At 39.4% G+C, this 19,637-nt stretch carries 24 protein-coding genes; 3 read left to right on the top strand and 21 right to left on the bottom strand.

Going from position 1 to position 19,637, the window contains the following annotated elements; genetic code table 11:
- Positions 1-68 precede the first annotated feature (68 nt).
- The gene (locus tag QZ334_RS02575) at positions 69-746 is read left to right on the top strand and encodes a lactate utilization protein (protein ID WP_295231707.1); all 678 of its coding nucleotides are present in this window, start codon (positions 69-71) and stop codon (positions 744-746) included.
- On the opposite strand, the gene QZ334_RS02570 is transcribed toward QZ334_RS02575, so the two are convergent.
- Positions 724-999 carry a helix-turn-helix domain-containing protein gene (locus QZ334_RS02570; RefSeq protein WP_105089889.1) on the bottom strand — a complete coding sequence of 92 codons (276 nt, stop codon included), beginning with the start codon at positions 997-999 and terminating at the stop codon, positions 724-726. The two genes, QZ334_RS02575 and QZ334_RS02570, sit on opposite strands and share 23 nt — an antisense overlap.
- Before the next feature lie 345 nt (positions 1,000-1,344).
- Positions 1,345-2,697, bottom strand: a complete 1,353-nt coding sequence (locus tag QZ334_RS02565; protein ID WP_295231703.1) for an NAD(P)-dependent oxidoreductase — start codon at positions 2,695-2,697, stop codon at positions 1,345-1,347.
- Between the two features lie 453 nt (positions 2,698-3,150).
- On the opposite strand from QZ334_RS02565, the gene QZ334_RS02560 reads away from it, so the two are divergent.
- The gene (locus QZ334_RS02560) at positions 3,151-4,344 is read left to right on the top strand and encodes a MalY/PatB family protein (RefSeq protein WP_295231700.1); all 1,194 of its coding nucleotides are present in this window, start codon (positions 3,151-3,153) and stop codon (positions 4,342-4,344) included.
- Positions 4,345-4,508: 164 nt separating this feature from the next.
- On the opposite strand, the gene QZ334_RS02555 is transcribed toward QZ334_RS02560, so the two are convergent.
- The 7 genes from QZ334_RS02555 to QZ334_RS02525 all read right to left on the bottom strand — a co-directional run bounded on the left by QZ334_RS02555 (position 4,509) and on the right by QZ334_RS02525 (position 9,786).
- Entirely contained in the window at positions 4,509-6,086 is a 1,578-nt protein-coding gene (locus QZ334_RS02555) for a DUF438 domain-containing protein (RefSeq protein WP_295231696.1), read from the bottom strand.
- Between the two features lie 319 nt (positions 6,087-6,405).
- Complete coding sequence (locus QZ334_RS02550) at positions 6,406-7,029, bottom strand: superoxide dismutase (protein WP_295231693.1); 624 nt, start codon at positions 7,027-7,029, stop codon at positions 6,406-6,408.
- 244 nt (positions 7,030-7,273) lie between these two features.
- Positions 7,274-7,813 (bottom strand): cysteine hydrolase family protein, encoded by a 540-nt coding sequence (locus QZ334_RS02545; protein ID WP_295231690.1) that lies wholly within the window; start codon positions 7,811-7,813, stop codon positions 7,274-7,276.
- 94 nt (positions 7,814-7,907) lie between these two features.
- Positions 7,908-8,426, bottom strand: a complete 519-nt coding sequence (locus tag QZ334_RS02540; protein ID WP_105089895.1) for a phosphatidylglycerophosphatase A — start codon at positions 8,424-8,426, stop codon at positions 7,908-7,910.
- Positions 8,427-8,436: 10 nt separating this feature from the next.
- Positions 8,437-8,832 carry a hypothetical protein gene (locus tag QZ334_RS02535; RefSeq protein ID WP_105089896.1) on the bottom strand — a complete coding sequence of 132 codons (396 nt, stop codon included), beginning with the start codon at positions 8,830-8,832 and terminating at the stop codon, positions 8,437-8,439.
- Between the two features lie 96 nt (positions 8,833-8,928).
- Positions 8,929-9,273: a zinc ribbon domain-containing protein YjdM gene (locus tag QZ334_RS02530; protein ID WP_005385054.1), complete on the bottom strand. Its 345-nt coding sequence runs from the start codon at positions 9,271-9,273 to the stop codon at positions 8,929-8,931.
- Positions 9,274-9,423: 150 nt separating this feature from the next.
- Positions 9,424-9,786 (bottom strand): MerR family transcriptional regulator, encoded by a 363-nt coding sequence (locus tag QZ334_RS02525; protein ID WP_295231683.1) that lies wholly within the window; start codon positions 9,784-9,786, stop codon positions 9,424-9,426.
- Between the two features lie 66 nt (positions 9,787-9,852).
- Between QZ334_RS02525 and QZ334_RS02520 the strand changes: the two genes are divergently transcribed.
- Positions 9,853-10,233 (top strand): carboxymuconolactone decarboxylase family protein, encoded by a 381-nt coding sequence (locus QZ334_RS02520; RefSeq protein ID WP_295231680.1) that lies wholly within the window; start codon positions 9,853-9,855, stop codon positions 10,231-10,233.
- Between the two features lie 112 nt (positions 10,234-10,345).
- Here the strand turns inward: QZ334_RS02520 and QZ334_RS02515 are convergent, their stop codons facing one another.
- From QZ334_RS02515 to QZ334_RS02460, 12 genes are all read right to left on the bottom strand, one after another.
- On the bottom strand, positions 10,346-10,672 hold the full coding sequence (locus QZ334_RS02515) for a type II toxin-antitoxin system RelE/ParE family toxin (RefSeq protein ID WP_105089899.1): 327 nt from the start codon (positions 10,670-10,672) through the stop codon (positions 10,346-10,348).
- A gap of 2 nt (positions 10,673-10,674) precedes the next feature.
- Positions 10,675-10,956, bottom strand: coding sequence for a type II toxin-antitoxin system Phd/YefM family antitoxin (locus QZ334_RS02510; protein WP_105089900.1), 282 nt, complete (start codon positions 10,954-10,956; stop codon positions 10,675-10,677).
- Between the two features lie 62 nt (positions 10,957-11,018).
- Positions 11,019-11,516, bottom strand: coding sequence for an ECF transporter S component (locus tag QZ334_RS02505; protein WP_105089901.1), 498 nt, complete (start codon positions 11,514-11,516; stop codon positions 11,019-11,021).
- Positions 11,517-11,630: 114 nt separating this feature from the next.
- Positions 11,631-11,924 carry a DUF2695 domain-containing protein gene (locus QZ334_RS02500; protein ID WP_024066294.1) on the bottom strand — a complete coding sequence of 98 codons (294 nt, stop codon included), beginning with the start codon at positions 11,922-11,924 and terminating at the stop codon, positions 11,631-11,633.
- Positions 11,925-11,981: 57 nt separating this feature from the next.
- Positions 11,982-12,746, bottom strand: coding sequence for a leucine-rich repeat domain-containing protein (locus QZ334_RS02495; RefSeq protein WP_295231673.1), 765 nt, complete (start codon positions 12,744-12,746; stop codon positions 11,982-11,984).
- A gap of 77 nt (positions 12,747-12,823) precedes the next feature.
- A complete protein-coding gene (locus QZ334_RS02490) occupies positions 12,824-13,330 on the bottom strand; it encodes a YfbM family protein (RefSeq protein WP_295231671.1) in 507 nt (168 codons plus the stop codon).
- Between the two features lie 51 nt (positions 13,331-13,381).
- Complete coding sequence (locus QZ334_RS02485; protein ID WP_295231669.1) at positions 13,382-14,182, bottom strand: hypothetical protein; 801 nt, start codon at positions 14,180-14,182, stop codon at positions 13,382-13,384.
- A gap of 25 nt (positions 14,183-14,207) precedes the next feature.
- Entirely contained in the window at positions 14,208-14,750 is a 543-nt protein-coding gene (locus QZ334_RS02480; RefSeq protein ID WP_295231666.1) for a hypothetical protein, read from the bottom strand.
- A 40-nt stretch (positions 14,751-14,790) separates the two neighbouring features.
- Entirely contained in the window at positions 14,791-15,297 is a 507-nt protein-coding gene (locus tag QZ334_RS02475; RefSeq protein WP_295231663.1) for a hypothetical protein, read from the bottom strand.
- A gap of 20 nt (positions 15,298-15,317) precedes the next feature.
- Positions 15,318-16,133: a DUF2262 domain-containing protein gene (locus tag QZ334_RS02470; protein WP_295231661.1), complete on the bottom strand. Its 816-nt coding sequence runs from the start codon at positions 16,131-16,133 to the stop codon at positions 15,318-15,320.
- A 118-nt stretch (positions 16,134-16,251) separates the two neighbouring features.
- On the bottom strand, positions 16,252-17,082 hold the full coding sequence (locus QZ334_RS02465; protein WP_105086042.1) for a DUF6630 family protein: 831 nt from the start codon (positions 17,080-17,082) through the stop codon (positions 16,252-16,254).
- 233 nt (positions 17,083-17,315) lie between these two features.
- Positions 17,316-19,460 (bottom strand): YadA-like family protein, encoded by a 2,145-nt coding sequence (locus QZ334_RS02460; protein ID WP_295231657.1) that lies wholly within the window; start codon positions 19,458-19,460, stop codon positions 17,316-17,318.
- Between the last annotated feature and the right edge of the window lie 177 nt (positions 19,461-19,637).

The raw sequence follows: 19,637 nt of genomic DNA, 5'->3' as shown, positions 1-19,637 counted from the left end.
AAACGATACAATAATAGAATATAATTAATAAGATTTACCTCACTTATTTACATAATATCGGAGGACTCATGGCCAATACAGAAACGACAATCAACGCAGTTATCAATCCCCAAATCAATGATGCCCCCATCGATATAGAGAAAACGATTAAGGCCTTAGAGCGCAATAATTTCGTAGTTCATTATTTTGAAACAGGTGCAGAGGCTGTTGATTATTTACAGTCTCGTATTCAGAATAAAAGAGTGGCTATCGGCGATTCCCGCACCTTATTAGAGCTCAATGTACATGATGCTTTATCCGAGGTCAACGATAATATAACAGATATTCAACGTCCCCTTCCTGGTGAAAGCTTCCGCGACACTGCATTACGTACCATGGGTCGCGATGTATTTCTCACCTCTGTAAATGCATTGTCGCAAACAGGTGAGATGGTCAACATCGATGGTACTGGCAATCGTGTGGCAGCTTCTTTATTTGGTTCCCAAGAGGTATTCTTTGTGCTAGGCACTAACAAGATTACTCCTGACTTAGCGTCTGCTATTTATCGAGCACGAAATGTAGCAGCACCGCTAAACAGCAAGAAGAATAAGAAAAGTTCCCTCAACCCTTGTGCCAAATTAGAAGAAAAATGTTATGACTGTGGCTCTCCGGATCGCATTTGCAACGCCTTAACAATCTACTATAAAAAGATGCGCAACATGCAAACCATGGAGATTATTATCATCAATGAATCCTTAGGGTTCTAATGGTTTGTGGCCCATTTAGAAAGTCTTGTACGCTCATCTGCCCTAATCCAGATACAACTCTATAAATAGTGGACCATCGCGGATCAATAGCACCACTTTCAAGATCACTAATATAAGATTGGGCTAGACCAGACTTATCAGCCAGCTGATACTGCGTCATGCCCAATTGTCTACGCCAAAGCAAAATTAATACGCCTAGTTTGTGAACCTCTTGTCGAACCTGTATATCACGACAACATAGAATAGGATTCATAGCAACCTCTATCTACTTTCACACTCAACACATGGTTATGCCTTTACTATACCCATATCGTAGGTTGACTGCCTAGTAGCAGTTGAAAAGTAATAACACAAAAGCCTTACTAAAAACTAATGTATCAATTAGTTCTAGTAAGGCTTTTTTCTATGCATATTATGTTCTGTATGTTTTCAACAATTCGTGTAATTATCGTATATATAGAAAGAATTAGTACTAAAAATGTACTATCTATGTCAATTAGTATAGATAATTCCTAGATTTTTATAATTTCTATACATTATCTATTCATCATGAATACACTTGAATAGTAATATTGCCATATCATTATCCACTATAGGATTATTGGTTAGCACTTTCTTGCGCTTTTTTGATTTCCATGTATTTAACCATGCCATCCACAGCTTTTTTAGCTTCGCGCATCGCCAATACTACAGTAGCCGGCTTATGTACAACGTCACCACCAGCGAAGACGCCATCACGGTTAGTCATACCATATGGATCTTCAGATGTAATGATGTACCCTTTTTCGTCTACTTTCAGGTTATTACCTTCGCCGATAAGACGAGCATTTGGTTTATGACCAGCAGCGATGATGATTTTATCTACAGGCATAACTTGGAAGTTACCAGTACCATGGATACCTGCGCCATCTTCGTTAAGAGCCATCACTTCATATTTGAAGCCTTCTACCTTGTCTTTACCTTCTACGCCTACTGGAGAAGCGAACCATTGGAATTGAACGCCTTCAGCACGAGCTTCTTCGTATTCAGACAACAATGCTGGCATTTGTTCTTGGCTACGACGGTATGCTACAGTAACAGATTCACAGCCTAAACGTACGCATGTACGAGCCGCATCCATCGCTACGTTACCACCACCGATGATAATTACGCGATCGCCTTTTTTGACAGGAATTTGAGCTTCATCAAGCTCACCATTATCTACCAATTGTACATTCGTCAACAAGTACATTGCTTGGAATACACCATGCACTTCATCGTTTTCCATGCGTACTTCTTGAGGAATATGTGTACCAGTACCGATAAAGATGGAGTCAAAACCTTCCGCGAAGAGTTCATCCAATGTTTTATCTTGACCGATAAATGTATTACATACGAATTTAACGCCTAAACCTTCAAGACGAGCGATTTCACGACGTACAACGGATTTAGACAAACGGAATTCTGGAATACCGAATAAAAGTACGCCACCTGGTTCAGATTGACCTTCGAATACAGTTACCTCGTAACCAAGTTTAGCGATATCACCTGCTACGGACAAGCCTGCAGGGCCAGAACCTACAACGGCAACCTTACCAAGATCTTGTTTAATCTTCTTAGGTTTGCGAAGTTCATTGATACTTTCAAAATCAGCAGCAAAGCGTTCCAATTTACCGATATTGATAGGCGGTTTTTTCGCCTTGTTCATGATACAGTTACCTTCACATTGGTTTTCGCGTGGACATACGCGGCCACAAATGGATGGCAAGTTTGTACGTTCTGCCAAAATATCATTTGCTAAACCGAAGTTACCGTGTGCAATAGCTTGGATGAAACGAGGGATCTCGTTTTCAATAGGGCAACCCATACGGCACAATGGTTTTGGACAATTTAGACAACGTTTCGCCTCAGCGAGCGCTTCCTCCATTGTATAATCCGCATCAAAATGTAGTGGTTTTAATTCGTTACTCATGGCACATGCCTCCTAACAAGGATCCAGTACTATACTTATACAGCGTTGCATGTACCTGAACAATCCGATGAGCCCACTCACATAGGGATGTCGCCACATGCTGCTAAGATTTATCTTTTGTAACCATTCGATAGACGTGTGGTCACTGGTCAGACACACACTATTCTATAGTATATTCTAAATTGTGAAAGTCCCAACAGTCAAGCAAATAAAGCACCTTTTGTATACGAATATAGCCCCTATTCATGCAAGGATTGCATAGAAACGAATGGTAAGGTAACAGCAATTCTTAAGTGTATATTTACATATATATCTATGCATGTATACTGATAATAGACAGAATAATTGATTTGCACCACATTAACATACACTCATAGATGTTGGTGACACCGAACTGATATATATAATTACACAAGATTTCTTATGAATCTAGCAGAATGTAAGAGGTTCACTATGAACACAGTAGACTTTACTAAAACATACTATATTGATCGACGCGGTTCTCATTCCCGCAAATGGGACGGCGAGCATTTAAAATTCAGCCGTACTGACCTATTACCACTATGGGTAGCCGATATGGACTTTATGCCGCCTCAGTGCATTCAAGAGGCCATTTGTAACTATGTGAAAGCCAATCCGCTAGGCTATACCATGATAAATCCGGATTATATAGAGGCAGTTATGAGTTGGTACAAACGCCGGCATAACTGTAGTCTTGAGCAAGAATGGCTCACCAGCGCGCCCAACGTCATTACAGGGATCATGTGGTGTATTGGGGCTTTTACCAAAACCAATGACGCCATCGCCGTTCTAAGTCCTGTATATGGCGCCTTTGATACGAGCGCCAGCGATGCCCAACGTCAAATCATCACTATTCCTATGAATCGCACTGAGGATAATCGCTACACCGTCGATTACGATGCCTTTAAAAGAGCTATTTCCGAACACGATGTGAAACTGTTCATTCACTGCAATCCGCACAATCCTGTAGGCCACGTATGGAGTGAAGCGGAAATGGACCAATTATTTAATATCTGCAAGCAGCACAATGTGCTCATCATAAGTGATGAGATTCATCAAGACCTGATTTCGGGACCAACGGCCTTTACATCGGCCTTGACGGTAAATAATGGGGCCTATACAGATAACATGATTGCAATGTCCTCCCTCTCAAAGTCGTTCAATATGGCTAGCTTGCACCACGCAGAGGTTATCATTCCTAACGAACGACTACGAAGCCAATTCAACGCCTATAAAGCTCATGTGTATCATACAGACTCGGACGTTATTGCCGAAGCGGCCATCACCGCAGCCTACACGCATCCTGAGGCGGAAGCATGGCTCACAGATGTATTGGCTATCATTCGTGAAAACTATGAATATCTGTGCCGAGAACTTCGTACGGCATTGCCACACATCCGCATCAGCCCTATGGACGGCACCTATTTGGCTTGGATCGATTTTAGCGCCTATGTAAAGGCGGAAGATATGCATGACCTGTTCGAAAACAAATGCCACATTGCACCAAGCTTTGGCGAATGGTTTGGAGGCGGAGATTACGCCACCTTTGTGCGACTTAACTTGGCCACGAGCCTTGAAAATATCAGGACTGCTACCCATACTATTATCAAGTACGTACACCCTTAATGGGTACCTCTTATCAAGAAATACATTAATTCAGGAAATACATTAATCATATTAGAGAATTCATTTCGTACAAACAAAAGAGGCGGCTCTAGCATCATTCAATGTTAGAGCCGCCTCTTTGTATTATACTTTCACTGTATTACCAACTAGTATTACACTGGTTCTTATTTAATTCTAGCGAAATGTTCCTTTGCAAATTGCATATCTTGTACGAGTTCTAATGTACCAATATAGTTATTGTTTTGATCGCGTACAGCCATGTAGTTTACATAGAATGGACGACCTTGTTTTTCAAGCCATACTGCCACATTATCGCGGTCACCTTTACGGAAGGAGTCGATAATACCGCGTACAATAGGTTCTACCTTTGGTGGATGGCAGGAATATACATCGCGGCCAATCGCTGTAGTAGGGCGTTTGAATACCTTTTCACCATCATTGAAGTAACGGTTGATATCTTCATGGTCAACGAAGGTTACTTCCATTGGCATTGTATTGAGCATAGCATCGAGTTGATCTACAGTTAGCGTACCGCCAATTAAACCGATAGCATTGTCATCACCACTTTGTTTTGTAGTTTGTGTTGCTAATGCTGCATCAGCCTCTGTCCAAGCAATGCGTTTTACACCAAAGATTTCTTCATATTGTGCTGTATCTTTGTAGATTTGGTACCATTCTTCTTTACTGAAGTTTTCTGCACAGATTGGGAACAAGATATTTTGTTCTTTGTAGATCATTTCTTGAGCACGTGTAAGAAGCTCATCAAAACGTCTATACCAATCATCTACACTTTGACTAGATTTTGCTAAATCGCCTAATTGGTCGCGGATATCGCCATCAACAGTCCACATAACCATGGATGGGCCACCGATTGCATAATCCACCTTCAATTTTGGATATAATAAATCGCCTTTTTTAGCATAGTGAACAGATACTTGGCGTACTGTATTTACATCATCAATAGTTGCTGTTTTATCTGCTACTTTAGGGCGGATAGATTCAATCAATGCATCAAGAGCTTTATTTTCCTCTGTTAATTGATTGAGTGGATGCCCTACAGTTTCTACCAAAGTCACTACGCTCTTGCTCTTTTCTTGAGCCTCTAGAACAGCCTCTACCTTAGCATGTTCAGCATCCATTTGTTCATGAATGGTAGAACCATGGAACAATGCAGAGTGAAGGTCGCACAATTGTTGTACCTCTTCTAAAGGTGTACCTTCGCGCATAAGACCTTGTTCGGCTTTCATGATTTCACTCGCCTCAACATGTTTGAATTGGCTCGCAAAATCTTCACGAACAGAACCAAGCTCTTCGCCTGTGCCCAAACGTTTCAAGAAGCCTTTCAATTGCTCTACACGTTCGCTATCTGTAACAGTATCCTCTGCGTTAACTTCTGTATTTTCGTTAGTATTAGATTCTGTATTTTGGGTAGCGTTAGATACCTCTACTTGAGTAGCAGCTGCCTCTATAGGAGCATCCTTAGCAGATACATCATCACCATGTAGGTTTGGCATTTCACCTTCCAAGGTAAAGCCGGCTTTCATAAATGCGCTCACGATATCCATCATGGATACGCCTTTCATTTTAGCCCCTTTTGGGATGGTCATGATTTTACCAACAGAGTTCAACATCACTTTATTAGTGATTTCACTGAACCCTAAGCTTTTCATAATCTCTGTTACTTCAGGATATTCTTTTACCAAATCATATACGGATTTGGACAAATCTAATTTCTTTTCCATTTTGATCCCCTCGTGTCAAAAATATTGTTTATTACATATGTGAGTAATCCTCTATACGTCTTCGTATACAAGGCAATTTACATTCTGAAAGGTTTATCTAAAATAACCTATGACACTATGATAAACGATATCGATTGGAAAATCTGTATCCATGGCTATACTTTTGAAAGATATTTCAAAAATATCGAAATTCATATAAAAAACGGATAGCTGAGCATTCAAAGTCATCTAATCATTTAGAACGCTTTGAACCAACTATCCGTTATCTATTAAAAATATATATCTAGTTTTTAGAGAGATGAAAGTTCTGAGAGATTTATTAGTTATGTTTCAATGCTTTTTCGTAGTTTTCAGAAACTTTGTCCCAATTAATAACGCGGAAGAATTCCTTAATGTAATCTGGGCGACGGTTTTGGTAATGCAAGTAATATGCATGTTCCCAAACGTCTAAGCAAAGGATTGCTGTTTTACCTTCTAGTAGAGGGTTATCTTGGTTCGCAGTAGATGTCACTTCTAGTTTGCCATCTTTGTTTACCACAAGCCATGCCCAACCAGAGCCGAAGCGTGTTGCTGCTGCAGCGGAGAATCTATCAACAAAAGCATCATAACCACCAAGTTCAGCGTCGATAGCCGCTTTCAAAGGACCTTGCAATTTGGAAGTGTCTGGTTTTGTCATGATGTCCCAGAACATAGTGTGGTTCTTGTGACCACCGCCATTGTTGATAACAGCTTGACAGATATCCTCTGGCACATTAGCGATATCGCCGAGAATGCAGTCTACACAGCCATATGCAAGATCAGGGTATTTTGCGATAGCAGCGTTCAAATTATTAACATACGCTTGATGGTGCTTGTCATGGTGCAATTTCATTGTTTCTGCGTCGATAACAGGCTCAAGATAATCATAAGCATATGGTAATGGTGCGAGTTCGAAAAGTTTCATAATAGTCCTCCTTAAATTTAGGGCACGAACGATAGTAAATACTGGTATCGTTCTTGTGAAAGCATTTCGATGCACCTGCATCGGTATTATTTTAATTGATATAAATTATCATTCTTTATTTATTGTATATTGCATATAGAAAATCGTCAATATATTTTCCCATAGAAAAAGGCTATAGGATTTCCTATAGCCTTTATGTTTATTAATCAATGTAAAGCACTCTAATATAGCTATAACACAATAACTACTCAACAATACATTGGCACATTTTCATTGTTGTTAATGCTGCTTGGTGGGATTCTTCTGTCACACCTGCACAGCAGCTAGAGTCTACGTAAACAGGAATTTCTGGCAAGCCAGCTTTCAGTATAATCGCATTAGAAACGACGCAAATGTCTGTACATAAACCAACGAGTGTAATAGACTCAATAGGATTTACCGAATTCATGCCTTCCAAACGAGATAATAGCTCAAAGGATCCAAAGTTTGGCTTGTCTATAAAGGATACAGGGCTCATGATAGGACGCCCTTCTGCAGCCTCAATTAAGCCCGTCACAATATGCCAACCTTCTGTATTCTTCACGCAATGTGTGACAGGTAAGAACTTGCCCTCTTGGCTTTCAAGATAATTAGTATCATGCGTATCGCGTGTAAATATGATAGGCCCGTCAAAGTTCTCAATTTTGTTGCGCACATTATCTACGATTAACTGCGCTTGCGCTGAACCAAGGGCGCCATCTACGAAATCTTTTTGCATATCGATAACAACTAGAACCTTTTGCATAGTTCCTCCTGTATATAGTCTACATAGAATACATTAATTATTCATTTCACTACTAGTTATACTCTTAATTTTTAATAACATCAACGACAAAAATTTATGCTTTTTCCTCAGCTAGCGCATGACGTACGCGATGAGGTTCATTATGAGCTAATTTCCCCGCTGCAGCAGCTGCCACAGCACCTACTAAATCATCGAGGAATGTATTACAATGACCACCAGCCTTGCTATCTAACTTTTTAATGATGCCAGGCTTAACCTTATCTAGATAGCCATAGTTCGTAAACCCTATGGAACCGTATAAATTAACGATGGAAAAGGCTAAGATTTCGTCGATACCATAGAGGCTTTCATCATTTTCTACAATACCTTGCAAGGGCTGAGATAATTTATTTTGTTCCGTCAACTTGTCTAGCTCAATGCCCGTAATAATTGCATTATGTACCTCTCGTTTTGAAAGGACAGAAGCCACATGTTCACGGCATTCTTCAATTGTTAGATTAGGCATATATGGTTTTTGAACATATAAAACGAGCTCTGCAATATCCTCTAACGTAACGCCACGCTCCGCCAGAAGATCGTAAGTATATTTCTCTAAATCCTTTGTAGATTCCATAACCGCTCCTTTATTTTTTATGAGGGTGTTCACCTGATACGATTACAATACTAACTGGAATTGTCACAACTAATGCTTCATCAGTATCCACATGCTTTGTATGCCAAGCGGCCTCTTTTGCAGCCTCTTCAAAGATTGGATATGCATCGCGGTCTAATTTCCAATTATTAGGCCCCGCTTCAACGGCTACAATATTCCCTTTATCATCTGTTTTAATTTCTAGAGGAACAATCAAGGTGCCATCGGCACTCGTCTTGAAAGCCTCACTAGGAATGACTACATTATAAGAAATTTGTTGCTGTAATTCATAGGTACGCTTATCTGTGGGCTTTAAATCTGCCGCTAAAGAGCTAATATTCCCCATCATAGACGCCAATACAGCTAATAATACAACCCTTTTAAACATAGTTTTTCTCCCCCAAGTACTTTCCACTACACGCAGTATACGTTGATTATACCACGAAAAAATCCCTACCGAACGTATCGATAGGGATTTCTTAAATTAGATTTTCTTAACCATTTCAGATTTCAATGCCATCGCACCGAAACCATCGATTTTACAATCGATATCGTGGCCATCGCTCGCATCAGTGATGAGGCGAATGTTTTTAACGCGTGTACCTTGTTTCAATACGCCAGCGCCTTTTACTTTGAGGTCTTTGACAACAACAACTGTATCGCCATCAGCTAGCTCGTTGCCGTTAGCATCGCGAATGATACCTGCTTCAGCTGCAGCTTGTGCATCAGCCGCTGTCCATTCATGTCCGCACATAGGACAGATAAACATATGACCATCTTCATATGTGTACTCGTCGCCACACTTAGGGCAGTTAGGTAAATTTGCCATTTAGATCTCCTTTTCTCACTACATAATGAAAGTATTATACCATATAAAACTTTGTTCCACTAAAATATTATAACCACTCTATAATTATGATTAATAGGAGGTACCTACCTCCATATTGATACTATAACTATAAATATCTACAATACAAAACTACTTAATCCCATTTTTCTCTACTAAAGTTTCATACAGCTTCAACTTATCTTCTAAATTATTCTTATAGCCTTCCAATCGTTTGATTTCGGCATCAATAAACCGGTAATGGTCTTGTAGTAATGTCATTCTTTCATGGACCGTATGAAATCCGGCATACCTTAAATCCGCATATCGCTTGATATTCGCAAGCGGCATCCCCATGTCTTTCAAGCGTTTAATAAACTGCACAAAGCCCACATCTTCTGCATGATAATTGCGAATGCCATTCTGTCGCTCAATGTGAAGGAACCCCTGATCCTCGTAATATCGCAATGTAGAAATGGACAATCCTACCATTTTTGAAAATTCACCGATTTTCATACTTTCACCACCTTGACCTCAAGTATACTCGAGCATATATCATACGTCTAGACGGAGGTAATAATTATGAAAGAAACACGTTTTAACATCGGTATGAACACATTGAAACAGATTGACGGGCTGCACGGGGAGGAGGTGTATAACACAATTCATGAGATTTCACCGGCCATAGCCGATTTATTGGTCGAGCTGTTCGGCGACATCTACACGCGCCCCAATCTGGATTTCAAGGAACGGGAACTGATTACGCTTGCGTCCCTATTAACGCTGGGCGGTTGCGAGGCTCAGCTGAAAGTACATACCAACGCAGCTCTCAACGTCGGTATTGCGCCTGAGCAAATCGTAGAGGTCTGCACCCACTGCATCCCCTATGCGGGATTTCCACGCGTGCTGAATGCACTGTTTACAGTGAAAGCAGTCTTTGAAGAACGAAATATTCTGAATTAAAGAATAAGCGGCAATAAAAATCTATTAATAAATATTAGTCTATTTATAACTAACAAAGGGAGACTCCCAACAGAGTCTCCCTTTATTCATCTATACCAAATCAACTAAACATCTACAATCCTTGCAGAAGTTGTAAATAATCTTGCCGTTGACTAAATATATTATATATGCGCACTTCTTTTTCATCATCAAAGACACGATATAGAATAATATTTTTATTAATAATCAACATACGATAGTTTTTATTACGTAAAACAGTATGTCTTGGAATCATGCCCATATAAGGATTATCCGCTAATAAAAGAATTCTATCCTTAATCTCTTGATAAACAGACTTGGCAATTTCATTGGAAAAAGATTGCTTTACATGCAGAACAATATGATGCAATGCCTGATCAGCCTGTGCCATAATAATGATACGATAAGCAGTGTCTTCCATAACTATTCCGCCTCAGCTAACAACTGTTCTATGCTGATAAAAGTATCCTCAATAGGACCCATTCTACCTTTTCGTTCATCTTCCTCTGCCAAGGCAATAGCCTCTAATAATTCTATCTGTGCTTTCAATTTATTATAGGTTTCATATCCCATACATACCGTATCACCACGACCATTTACCGTCATAATACAAGCTTCATCCCCTGTTTTTAAAACGGTAGAGATTTCATTATATTTATTTCTTAAATCCGACGATGGTCGGATACTTTCACGTAATAACCCCATAAAAGCACCTCCTCATATACAAATTATATCATAATTTGTATATGAATTGTGAATCAGTAATCCTACCCCAATCGTTTACGCAAAATCGCATAGAGAATCATGCTAATAATAACGCTCATAATGGCTTGAATGGTATTGGTCACAATACTAGCAATGGCTACGCCTGGATCAAATACAAAGTATTCGGCAATGAAGTAGCCTGCTACGATGATAATGCCACCTACAATGGTTGCCACTAAGGCAGAGGTAGTTGTCTTATTGTTATAGACAGTACCGACAAGATAGCCTTCAATGCCTTTCACCACGAGAGTGATTGGTACAAAGACTGCGTAGCCGAGGAATAGATCAGCTAACGCTGGGCCGATAGCACCAATATAGGCGCCATATTTTCGACCTAATAACAGAGCTGACGTCATAATAACGACATCTCCTACATTGAAATAGCCGCGAATGCCAGGTACTGGGATTTTCGTGTACATGGTAAACAATGTTGCGAGGGCAATCAATACGGCTGTGAGTACTAACGCGGACGTAGTACTGCGGTTTTGAACGTGTTGCATAGCGTCCTCCTTATAAAGAAAAATAGGCATGTGAATAATTACATCACATGCCTTTACTATATACCTTTATGATAACACCTGCAAATAGAAGGAGTTAACTATAGAAAAATACTATTAATCGTACTCCTCAAAACGTTCTTCCACATTGTAGAGAACCTCGCAGTCACAGCCGCCACCTTCGTTAACGATCCAGTCTAGTACACTTTCCACATCTACCTTTTGTTTTTCCAAGAATTCTCTGGTGAAAGTTAAACTATGGTCGCAACCGTCATTTGCCTCTAACTTCTCGTCTACATAGTCAAAGAGATTCCAAAACAACTCTTCGTCCATAGGCAAACTATCTTTAAACGATTGCTTTTGCTTATCTGCATAAGCTTTTAATAATTCCTTTTTACGCGCTTTATCCATTATGATTACTCCCTTTTATGTATTATAAGTTATAGCTCATGACTTATATCTCAAGCCTTATTTCTCATATAATTCCGGTCGTTCTAATACAGTGCCATACTTCAACTTTGGTAGTTTAATTAATTGAGGGTACAACTGCTTAACCTCTTTACAAGATTTTAACGTAAGATGTTCTAAATTATTGAGTTCTAAAATGGGAGAGTAGTCTTTATCTATCACCTTTGCCGTTAAAAAGCTGAAAAAGCGCAACTGTTTCATATGGCGTAGAAATTCTAAGGATTGAACCTTAAGAATTTTAGGAGCGGCGAAGTCACCTTCTAAGGCAAGACTTTCAAGATGTTTTAGATTAGCTAATGTCGCATAATCATCAATTTGTTGAAAGTTTTCAATCGACAGCGCTACTAAATTTACTAATCTTGAAATAGGCTCTAATCTTGATACACTTCTTCCGGACCCAATATGTAGGTATTCTAGTTCTTGTAAGTTCTCTAATTTTGAAATATCTGGATAAACGCCCCATTTTATATGTAATTTTTTGAGTCTCCGTTGGGCACACACCGCATCAAATAACTCCTGTGGCATTCTTGTACAAAACATGAGCTCTGTAAAGATATCTGGATGTTCAACTAAAAAAGTACACCACTCCTGTAAAATGCGTTTCTTATCTTTAGCAGAATAGTCTTCATCTAGCTGTGTACAATTAATCATCAGCTTGTCTTCACCATCATATTCAGAAACCTCAACTACAGATTTTAGTTGTTTCTCATCCTTATGATAGTAGTCAAAGCCATATTTAATTTGCTTTTCTGTTAACACTGCCATTTACAATTCCTCATCTTTGTCAGTCCTATAATTAGTTTATCTATAACCAGAGCCATGTCCAACAGATTATAACGGGCCTAACAAATTGATACAAGCACATGCCCCTTCGCTTCTAGCACTTTTTTATAGAATACCTTCATCTGCTCGAAATCATGAAGAAGTTCATCTCTGATTTCTTCCTCTTCCTCATCATAATCCCAAATATTTGGATATAACTCTGCCTCTTTGCAGGCTGCCATATCAAAGGATTCAAGAGCCTCTTCCATATCAAACCGCTCTAGAGCCGCCACGATATCTGCTAACTTATCGTGTTCAGTATACGCTAAGTAATCCGATAGTTCTTCAACAGCTGTTATGCCAAGCACAGCTTGGCTAAGAGGGTTATTATCATCCTTATGGTCAGTGCTTACGCCGGTAAGCACGAAATGGAGCACATCCCACATCTTGTCGATATCAAGCAATAACTCATCGTCGTCATTCCACTCTTCAACACTTTCAAGAATTTCCTCTTCTTCTGAGCCCATAGCTTTAAGCTCTTTTAAATTCGCATCGCTTAAACAGCTATAATTTGCAATCAAACCCATAATCTATGCCCTCCACAAATACATAATCGGTTGTAATTCCCATAATTATTCCTAAACAACCTCTTTCACCAGTTCATAGGTGTCTATGAGACGTAGTTTTCCGATTCTAGGGTTGTCTGTAATCTCCTCATAGATGTCCTCCAACGTGCCTCTTGGTGCTAGTTTCCATAGTTTACATGGATAGAGTTCAACGGTTCCGATGATTTCTAAATTTTCTAGCAACAGGCCTAGGTCCTTATGATTGAACCAACAGTCTGTATCGATACCAAAATTTGTATTATCTTTCCGGCATGCGATTTTGCTATTTAGAAAGTCCTCCATTGTTGGTTTTTCTTCTTGTAAAAGCCGCGTACAGGCTAAATGGTACTCGATTTTTCGCGGCGATTGATCTACGTCAGACACAAAGATAGCACCATAGTTTTTTTCAAACTTAACAGCTAATACGTCCCCCATCTTAAAATGAGGTTCTCTCTTCGTTTTAGATTTACGAACCTTAACAGGCTTTAGATTTTCGCTCTGTAGCTGCAGGGCTAACTTATCTAATATCTTTTGACGCTGTTTAAAGGCCTTACTATCGATTTCTAGCCAAAACTCATGAGGACCCTTCGCGATTATGTCTAATGCTTTCTCTTTGATATCCTGCGGTAAATGACCTATCTTCCACAGCGAATAGGCTACGGCAGTCCAATAAATTTCTGTATAGAATTCGTCAGTACAAAAATTCTGCTCTTCAGCCAAAATTTCTGAAACAATTGTATCAATACTAGTGCCATCTCTATAGCGCTCAACAATCAAATTATAAATATCATGGCCATCATCACTATCTATGATTTTTACTCCATCAATAGCCATATAATTCTCCTTTTAAGCAATACGTCTAGAAAAACAGATTTTGTGATTCTGTAACGGTTCCATCATCTTCATGGAAATAACAAATATATAAAAGAGCTCGATGTGCAGCGTTATAGAATTTTTGTAATTCAGCAGCCACATTTGCTTCTAAAGGCATGCCTAGCGCCTGAACAACGGTTTCCCATACATCCATTTCTGTATAAGAGACGATTTCATCATGACGCTCATTGGCATAGGTTTCGAGAGTAGATATGTCCGTATATTGGCTAGCGTCACAATAATCATGCCAACAAATGCTGTACACAAATAAATGGATTAAATCATCTACACTTTCAGCTATACGACCACATTCCCCTTCGCTACTCATATACCCGATAGAGCCATCCTCTAATTGATGATATTCACCGCCGGCACCATCACGAGCAAAGGCTTTGCCGGGTAAAGAGAATGTGCATCGCCCCTCAGCAGTATCTCGTTCTTCCAACCCGTCTAATAGGCAGAAATCAAACAGCATATCAAACTCTTCAGCTAGTTTAGCGTCATTTCGTAATGTTTCTAAATAGTTCATATTGATAACCTCTTATTCTATCGGCTCATTACCGGTTATTTCATCTATTATTTTCTCGTAATTCTAATAATGCAGAAACTTCATCCATGTCGAGATTAAACATGTTACTTTCAAGATTGATAGGCTCGAAATAGTAACGAACTGTATCTGCACCAAATTCATCTTCTAAATTGGCCCATTCTGCCCCTGAAAGCACGGTAAAACCAAGTGTATCGTTTCCAAGGCTTTCAACAAACCAGCGCACCTCATAATCAGGCTGAACGAAGTCGTTGAAGTATTTGATAGTTACATCCCGATCTTTCTCCTCACTATAAGGAATTTGCAGTTCTTTATCGCCCTTTTGTAACACAATATCGTCACCATAGGACTTGCCATTACTAACGGTTTGAATATCGATAGGCTCATCCATCATATCATTGAAATAGCACACCACATCTTCGTCATCCTCGCGCCAGTCAATCCAAATAATAGATTCAGAATCAAATAAATCATCTAGTTCAAAGTCATGACTAAAGAAATCTTTGACTAATTTATACATATCTTCCATTGTTTCTCTCCATTAATTGATTATCCTGCAATATCCGCATCAACAGGGTTACCATCCGCATCAATATGAGCTATGATACAGTGCCCCCAGAAGATATCATCGTCGTCATAATAGACCTCTATGGTGCCATCGTTACGAAATGCCAATTCATCCATCGTAATACGCTTAGCAAATACGTCTGACGTAATCGGATCTTGGTCATCATTGTCGAGCCAATCATTAGCAAGATCTAGTAATTTTTCACTAATATAGGTACTAATTCGTTGTTCAAATGCTTTAAAATTATCGATTGTATTGAAAGCAGCCAATGCTACGGTACAACTTTCATCAGAGTCCTCATCCACATCAAGGGTGAAAGCATAATCATCAATTCTGGCTGTGTAATATTGATACTCTCGATTTAACAGGAAGTCACCCCGGTCAGTATGAAGGTATTTAGGGGTTTTCAAATACGCCGACAACGCCTCTAATTCTCTATGTTTAGCATGCTCCTCTAATACCTCAAGCACATAATAGCGATTATTCCAAGAGGGGCGCATATAGCCCAAGTCCTCTAAAGGCTTTGCTTTCTTAACCAATAATTTATAGATCCCATGGGGCTCAAAAGAATAACCCCATCTATCATCAAGGCCCTCAATAATCCACGTCAAAATGCCTTCGCTACGGTCAAGCATACCAGTTCGAGTATCTAGGATAGCATCGGTGTCCACCAGTGGTCTATGATACTTATCTAAATAAGGACTAGCCCCATTCGCATCGCTGCGTGGCAATGCATAGATTTCAAACTCTTCCGATTCAAACTCTGCTTCATATTCTGGTAAACGTACAATACTCATATGACTCTCTCCTATTCATCACATTTTACGGTACAAACTATTTACAGTTAGAACTACATCCTTTTACAGATGATGCCATAGTATAATTACTTCTATAACATTAAAATGTTCTGTTGCATCACAAGTGTTCAGCTACATCAATTCTATGTAATAGTTCTTTCGCTAGTTCTTTGGCTATTTTGAATTCCTCATTTGAAAGCACCATAAGTACAAAGCTATCGGTTCCTGTGTCCATGCCTGCTAACGTATAGTTTTCCCACGTAGAATTAAGACTAGCACACCAGTCCATAATAACTTGATCTTCATCTAATGTTGCTGTATCAATAGTTAGATTTTCTCTAGTATCTAAAGACTTATTACGTATTAACTTCTGTACATGATAAATAAAATCCTCTAGTTCACATTTACAGTCTAACTCTACGGCATATCCTTTAGAGAGTAGTTCCTCATAGAGGTTCCACCAGCTATCTTCCAATTCTTCCAGGGAGCTCAACTTTACCTTGGTCATAAACGATTTAGCTTGTTTTGCATCGCCTAGCAACAACGTTGCTAATTCTGTAAATGTAGATCGCATCTGATCAATATCTAGATACACTGCTTCTACACACAAACTATAGTCAGGTACTCTGCGTTTTTTCATAAAAGCCCGCATCATCTTCACTGCGTCAGGATAACTTACATCAGCCATACGATAGGTCTTGCCATCTATATCTAAGAATAAATCTACTGCATCCTGCGTTTTACCTACACGTGCTTTCATGGCTGTACATCCATCGATGGCATGAGGTGGGTATAACTCCATGTACATATAAAATCCATCATGCATAGCCTTTAAGGTATTATCTATTCCGACTATATTAAAACCGTTTCCATTAGAACCAGGGCTCTTCAAGCGCCATTCTTCGAAATTATCAAATAGTTTTTCTTGAATCCAATTGTAAAAGCTCATATGCACTCTCCCCCATATACTGCTGTTTACATATAATGTTTAACTGACTATGTAACTAAATATGTAACTAAATATGTAACTGAATATGTAACTGAATATGTAACTGAATATATATCTTAATTATATCATTTTAAGGAATACTTATAATGAAAGCATAGGATAAAAAATACCCCTACAAGATACGTCTTGTAGGAGTATTGATCACACTATTTGGATTCTTATTTAGGTTCTAATTATTTAGATTCTAATTTAGCTGCCAATTCAGTATATTTTCGTTCTAACTCATTATATTTTTCAGATAGGTCTTTCATATCTTTCTTGAGTTGTGTAGCATCTTCAGTAGTTACCTCTTCAGAGCTTTTACCAAATTTAAAATTGGCACCTAAGCTAATAGAATTACGGCCGTTACCAACGGTAGTAGCAGCATTAAACATGGTGTTTTTATTAGGGCGATAGAACGCACCTAACGCCGCTGCATTAGCATTTTTATAGTTACCAAAGCCAACGGAGTAGGACCATTTGTCATGTTTATCAAAATCTAATGGATGCAAGCCAGCTAGTGCTGCAGAAGCAGCCGCTACGCTAGATACTTGTTGATCAGTGTAGGATTTAGCTTCATTTAAGCTATTAGCACCGCCATTAATAATACGATTATTTAATGTATTAATATCGCCTTCTATGGTAGTGATACGGTTTTCATGATTATCTACCACGTCTTTAATAGCATGTAGTTGGGAGCCATTAACTGCATCAGTAGATGTCGCAGATACACGGCCTGCTGCTACATTTGTAATGGTGCGTTCTGCACCACTATCACCAATGCTCAATGTACCAACCGCATTTCCACCAGCAAAGTTATAGGTTCTGCCGCCGATAACACCAGAATTAGTAGACACTGCTGTAGCAGTAACAGACTTAGCACCTAATGCAATACTATTGTCTGTGGCAGCCTTCGCATTCGTACCAATAGCGATGGAGTTTTCATTAAGAGCTTTAGCTGCATTTCCGATTGCAGTAGCGCTTTTACCAGAAGCCTCCGCTACAAAGCCAATAGCATTGGATGCAAAGCCTGTCGCTTTAGAAAGGCCAATCGCATTAGCCGCTCTGCCGGAAGCTACGGAAGACACACCAAGTGCTGTGGAGTATGTATCAGATGCTTGCGCATTATCACCGATAGCAGTGGATTGAGCACCAGTTGCTTTGGAAATAGTACCTACTGCAGTACCACCCCAACCAGTTGCTACAGAGTCAGTACCAATGGATACTGCTAATTCATCTGCTGTCGTATTTCTACCAATTACAATGCTACCCGCTTTAGCAATATTTGCGGCTTTGCCGATAGCAATAGAATCCACACCAGTTACAGATGCATTTGTACCGATAGCAATACCATTTTCCTTTGTTGTAGTTGCACTATGGCCGATTGCTAAGGAGTCCTTTTCTGCTGCATTCGCTAATGTACCAGCAGCAAAGGCACTTTTACCAGCACTAGTAGAATAATTACCTAATGCCACAGCGTCTTCATTAGAAGCCACTGTTTTAAAGCCTAACGCTGTGGAGTACGCACCGCTAGCATTCGCATAGGAGCCAACTGCAGTTGTATTCATAGCCGTTGCTTCTGCATTAAAACCAAATGCAGAAGATTGATTACCAGAACCTATGGAACTATAACCTACTGCTGTAGCATAATCATTTTTTGCTTTTGCATTATAGCCAATCGCTGTACCCATATCGTTATTGGCCTTTGCATTATTACCGATAGCAACAGTATTTTGAGCAGTTGCTTCAGCTTTACGACCAATAGCATACGCATCATCATACGTTGCTTTCGCACTGTCGCCAAAGGCAATAGCATTATTACCTTGAACCTTAGCACCAGTACCACCTACCAAAGCATTATTGCCTTTAACGGTGTTATTCGTGCCCAAAGCCACAGAGCTTCTACCATCAATGCTATTATGTGTACCAATTAATAAAGAATCAATCGCATTGTCATTGTTAGCATGGTTAAAGCCGCCTGCGATGTTATTAGTACCACCAATAGTATTGCTAGTACCTACTACCAAGCTGTGAGTAGCAGAGTTTGTATTATACCAACCTGCTACGATACTGCCTGGGCCAGATACAGTATTATTAGTACCAGAGGTGATAGTATCATTAGCGGAAGGTCGAACTGTATTCTTGTCGCCACCGAGCAATATATTTTTTACAGGAGAGAACATACCCTGCTCAACTTTATTATCCCCACCATAGGCAATGGAATTTTGCATGCTTAATGGCGCTGCAGTGGTAGCGCTAATATCTAAATTAGATGCAGCAAAGGCTGTTGTAGTAATACTGGCGGTAATCATAGCCGTTAAAAGCAATTCTTTTTTCATAGGTTGTACCCCTTTTAAGACAACACAAACAATATACTCAAAAAAAGATTCAAAGTTATCTGATGAAACCTGAATCGTATAGCACCCTCTATGCACCATTCATGATTTAACATGAATAAAGTATGAATATTACTCTAATATTATAATTCTAGCTCATAAGAATTGCAAGAAAATGCA

Origin of the sequence: Veillonella sp., from assembly GCF_019414865.1 — a bacterium.
Classification (GTDB): domain Bacteria; phylum Bacillota; class Negativicutes; order Veillonellales; family Veillonellaceae; genus Veillonella.
The sequence above is the reverse complement of the archived record's forward strand: the minus strand, read 5'-3'. Positions and strand labels throughout refer to the sequence as shown.

Bases quoted from the DNA above. Each gene is read 5' to 3' on its own strand.
- QZ334_RS02545 (WP_295231690.1), bottom strand. From the start codon at position 7,813: ATGCAAAAGGTTCTAGTTGTTATCGATATGCAAAAAGATTTCGTAGAT.
- QZ334_RS02505 (WP_105089901.1), bottom strand. From the start codon at position 11,516: ATGCAACACGTTCAAAACCGCAGTACTACGTCCGCGTTAGTACTCACA.
- QZ334_RS02530 (WP_005385054.1), bottom strand. From the start codon at position 9,273: ATGGCAAATTTACCTAACTGCCCTAAGTGTGGCGACGAGTACACATAT.
- QZ334_RS02465 (WP_105086042.1), bottom strand. From the start codon at position 17,082: ATGAGCTTTTACAATTGGATTCAAGAAAAACTATTTGATAATTTCGAA.
- QZ334_RS02500 (WP_024066294.1), bottom strand. From the start codon at position 11,924: ATGGATAAAGCGCGTAAAAAGGAATTATTAAAAGCTTATGCAGATAAG.
- QZ334_RS02560 (WP_295231700.1), top strand. From the start codon at position 3,151: ATGAACACAGTAGACTTTACTAAAACATACTATATTGATCGACGCGGT.
- QZ334_RS02570 (WP_105089889.1), bottom strand. From the start codon at position 999: ATGAATCCTATTCTATGTTGTCGTGATATACAGGTTCGACAAGAGGTT.
- QZ334_RS02515 (WP_105089899.1), bottom strand. From the start codon at position 10,672: ATGGAAGACACTGCTTATCGTATCATTATTATGGCACAGGCTGATCAG.
- QZ334_RS02475 (WP_295231663.1), bottom strand. From the start codon at position 15,297: ATGGAAGATATGTATAAATTAGTCAAAGATTTCTTTAGTCATGACTTT.
- QZ334_RS02485 (WP_295231669.1), bottom strand. From the start codon at position 14,182: ATGGCTATTGATGGAGTAAAAATCATAGATAGTGATGATGGCCATGAT.
- QZ334_RS02555 (WP_295231696.1), bottom strand. From the start codon at position 6,086: ATGGAAAAGAAATTAGATTTGTCCAAATCCGTATATGATTTGGTAAAA.
- QZ334_RS02495 (WP_295231673.1), bottom strand. From the start codon at position 12,746: ATGGCAGTGTTAACAGAAAAGCAAATTAAATATGGCTTTGACTACTAT.
- QZ334_RS02470 (WP_295231661.1), bottom strand. From the start codon at position 16,133: ATGAGTATTGTACGTTTACCAGAATATGAAGCAGAGTTTGAATCGGAA.
- QZ334_RS02540 (WP_105089895.1), bottom strand. From the start codon at position 8,426: ATGGAATCTACAAAGGATTTAGAGAAATATACTTACGATCTTCTGGCG.
- QZ334_RS02575 (WP_295231707.1), top strand. From the start codon at position 69: ATGGCCAATACAGAAACGACAATCAACGCAGTTATCAATCCCCAAATC.
- QZ334_RS02510 (WP_105089900.1), bottom strand. From the start codon at position 10,956: ATGGGGTTATTACGTGAAAGTATCCGACCATCGTCGGATTTAAGAAAT.
- QZ334_RS02565 (WP_295231703.1), bottom strand. From the start codon at position 2,697: ATGAGTAACGAATTAAAACCACTACATTTTGATGCGGATTATACAATG.
- QZ334_RS02550 (WP_295231693.1), bottom strand. From the start codon at position 7,029: ATGAAACTTTTCGAACTCGCACCATTACCATATGCTTATGATTATCTT.
- QZ334_RS02520 (WP_295231680.1), top strand. From the start codon at position 9,853: ATGAAAGAAACACGTTTTAACATCGGTATGAACACATTGAAACAGATT.
- QZ334_RS02460 (WP_295231657.1), bottom strand. From the start codon at position 19,460: ATGAAAAAAGAATTGCTTTTAACGGCTATGATTACCGCCAGTATTACT.
- QZ334_RS02490 (WP_295231671.1), bottom strand. From the start codon at position 13,330: ATGGGTTTGATTGCAAATTATAGCTGTTTAAGCGATGCGAATTTAAAA.
- QZ334_RS02525 (WP_295231683.1), bottom strand. From the start codon at position 9,786: ATGAAAATCGGTGAATTTTCAAAAATGGTAGGATTGTCCATTTCTACA.
- QZ334_RS02535 (WP_105089896.1), bottom strand. From the start codon at position 8,832: ATGTTTAAAAGGGTTGTATTATTAGCTGTATTGGCGTCTATGATGGGG.
- QZ334_RS02480 (WP_295231666.1), bottom strand. From the start codon at position 14,750: ATGAACTATTTAGAAACATTACGAAATGACGCTAAACTAGCTGAAGAG.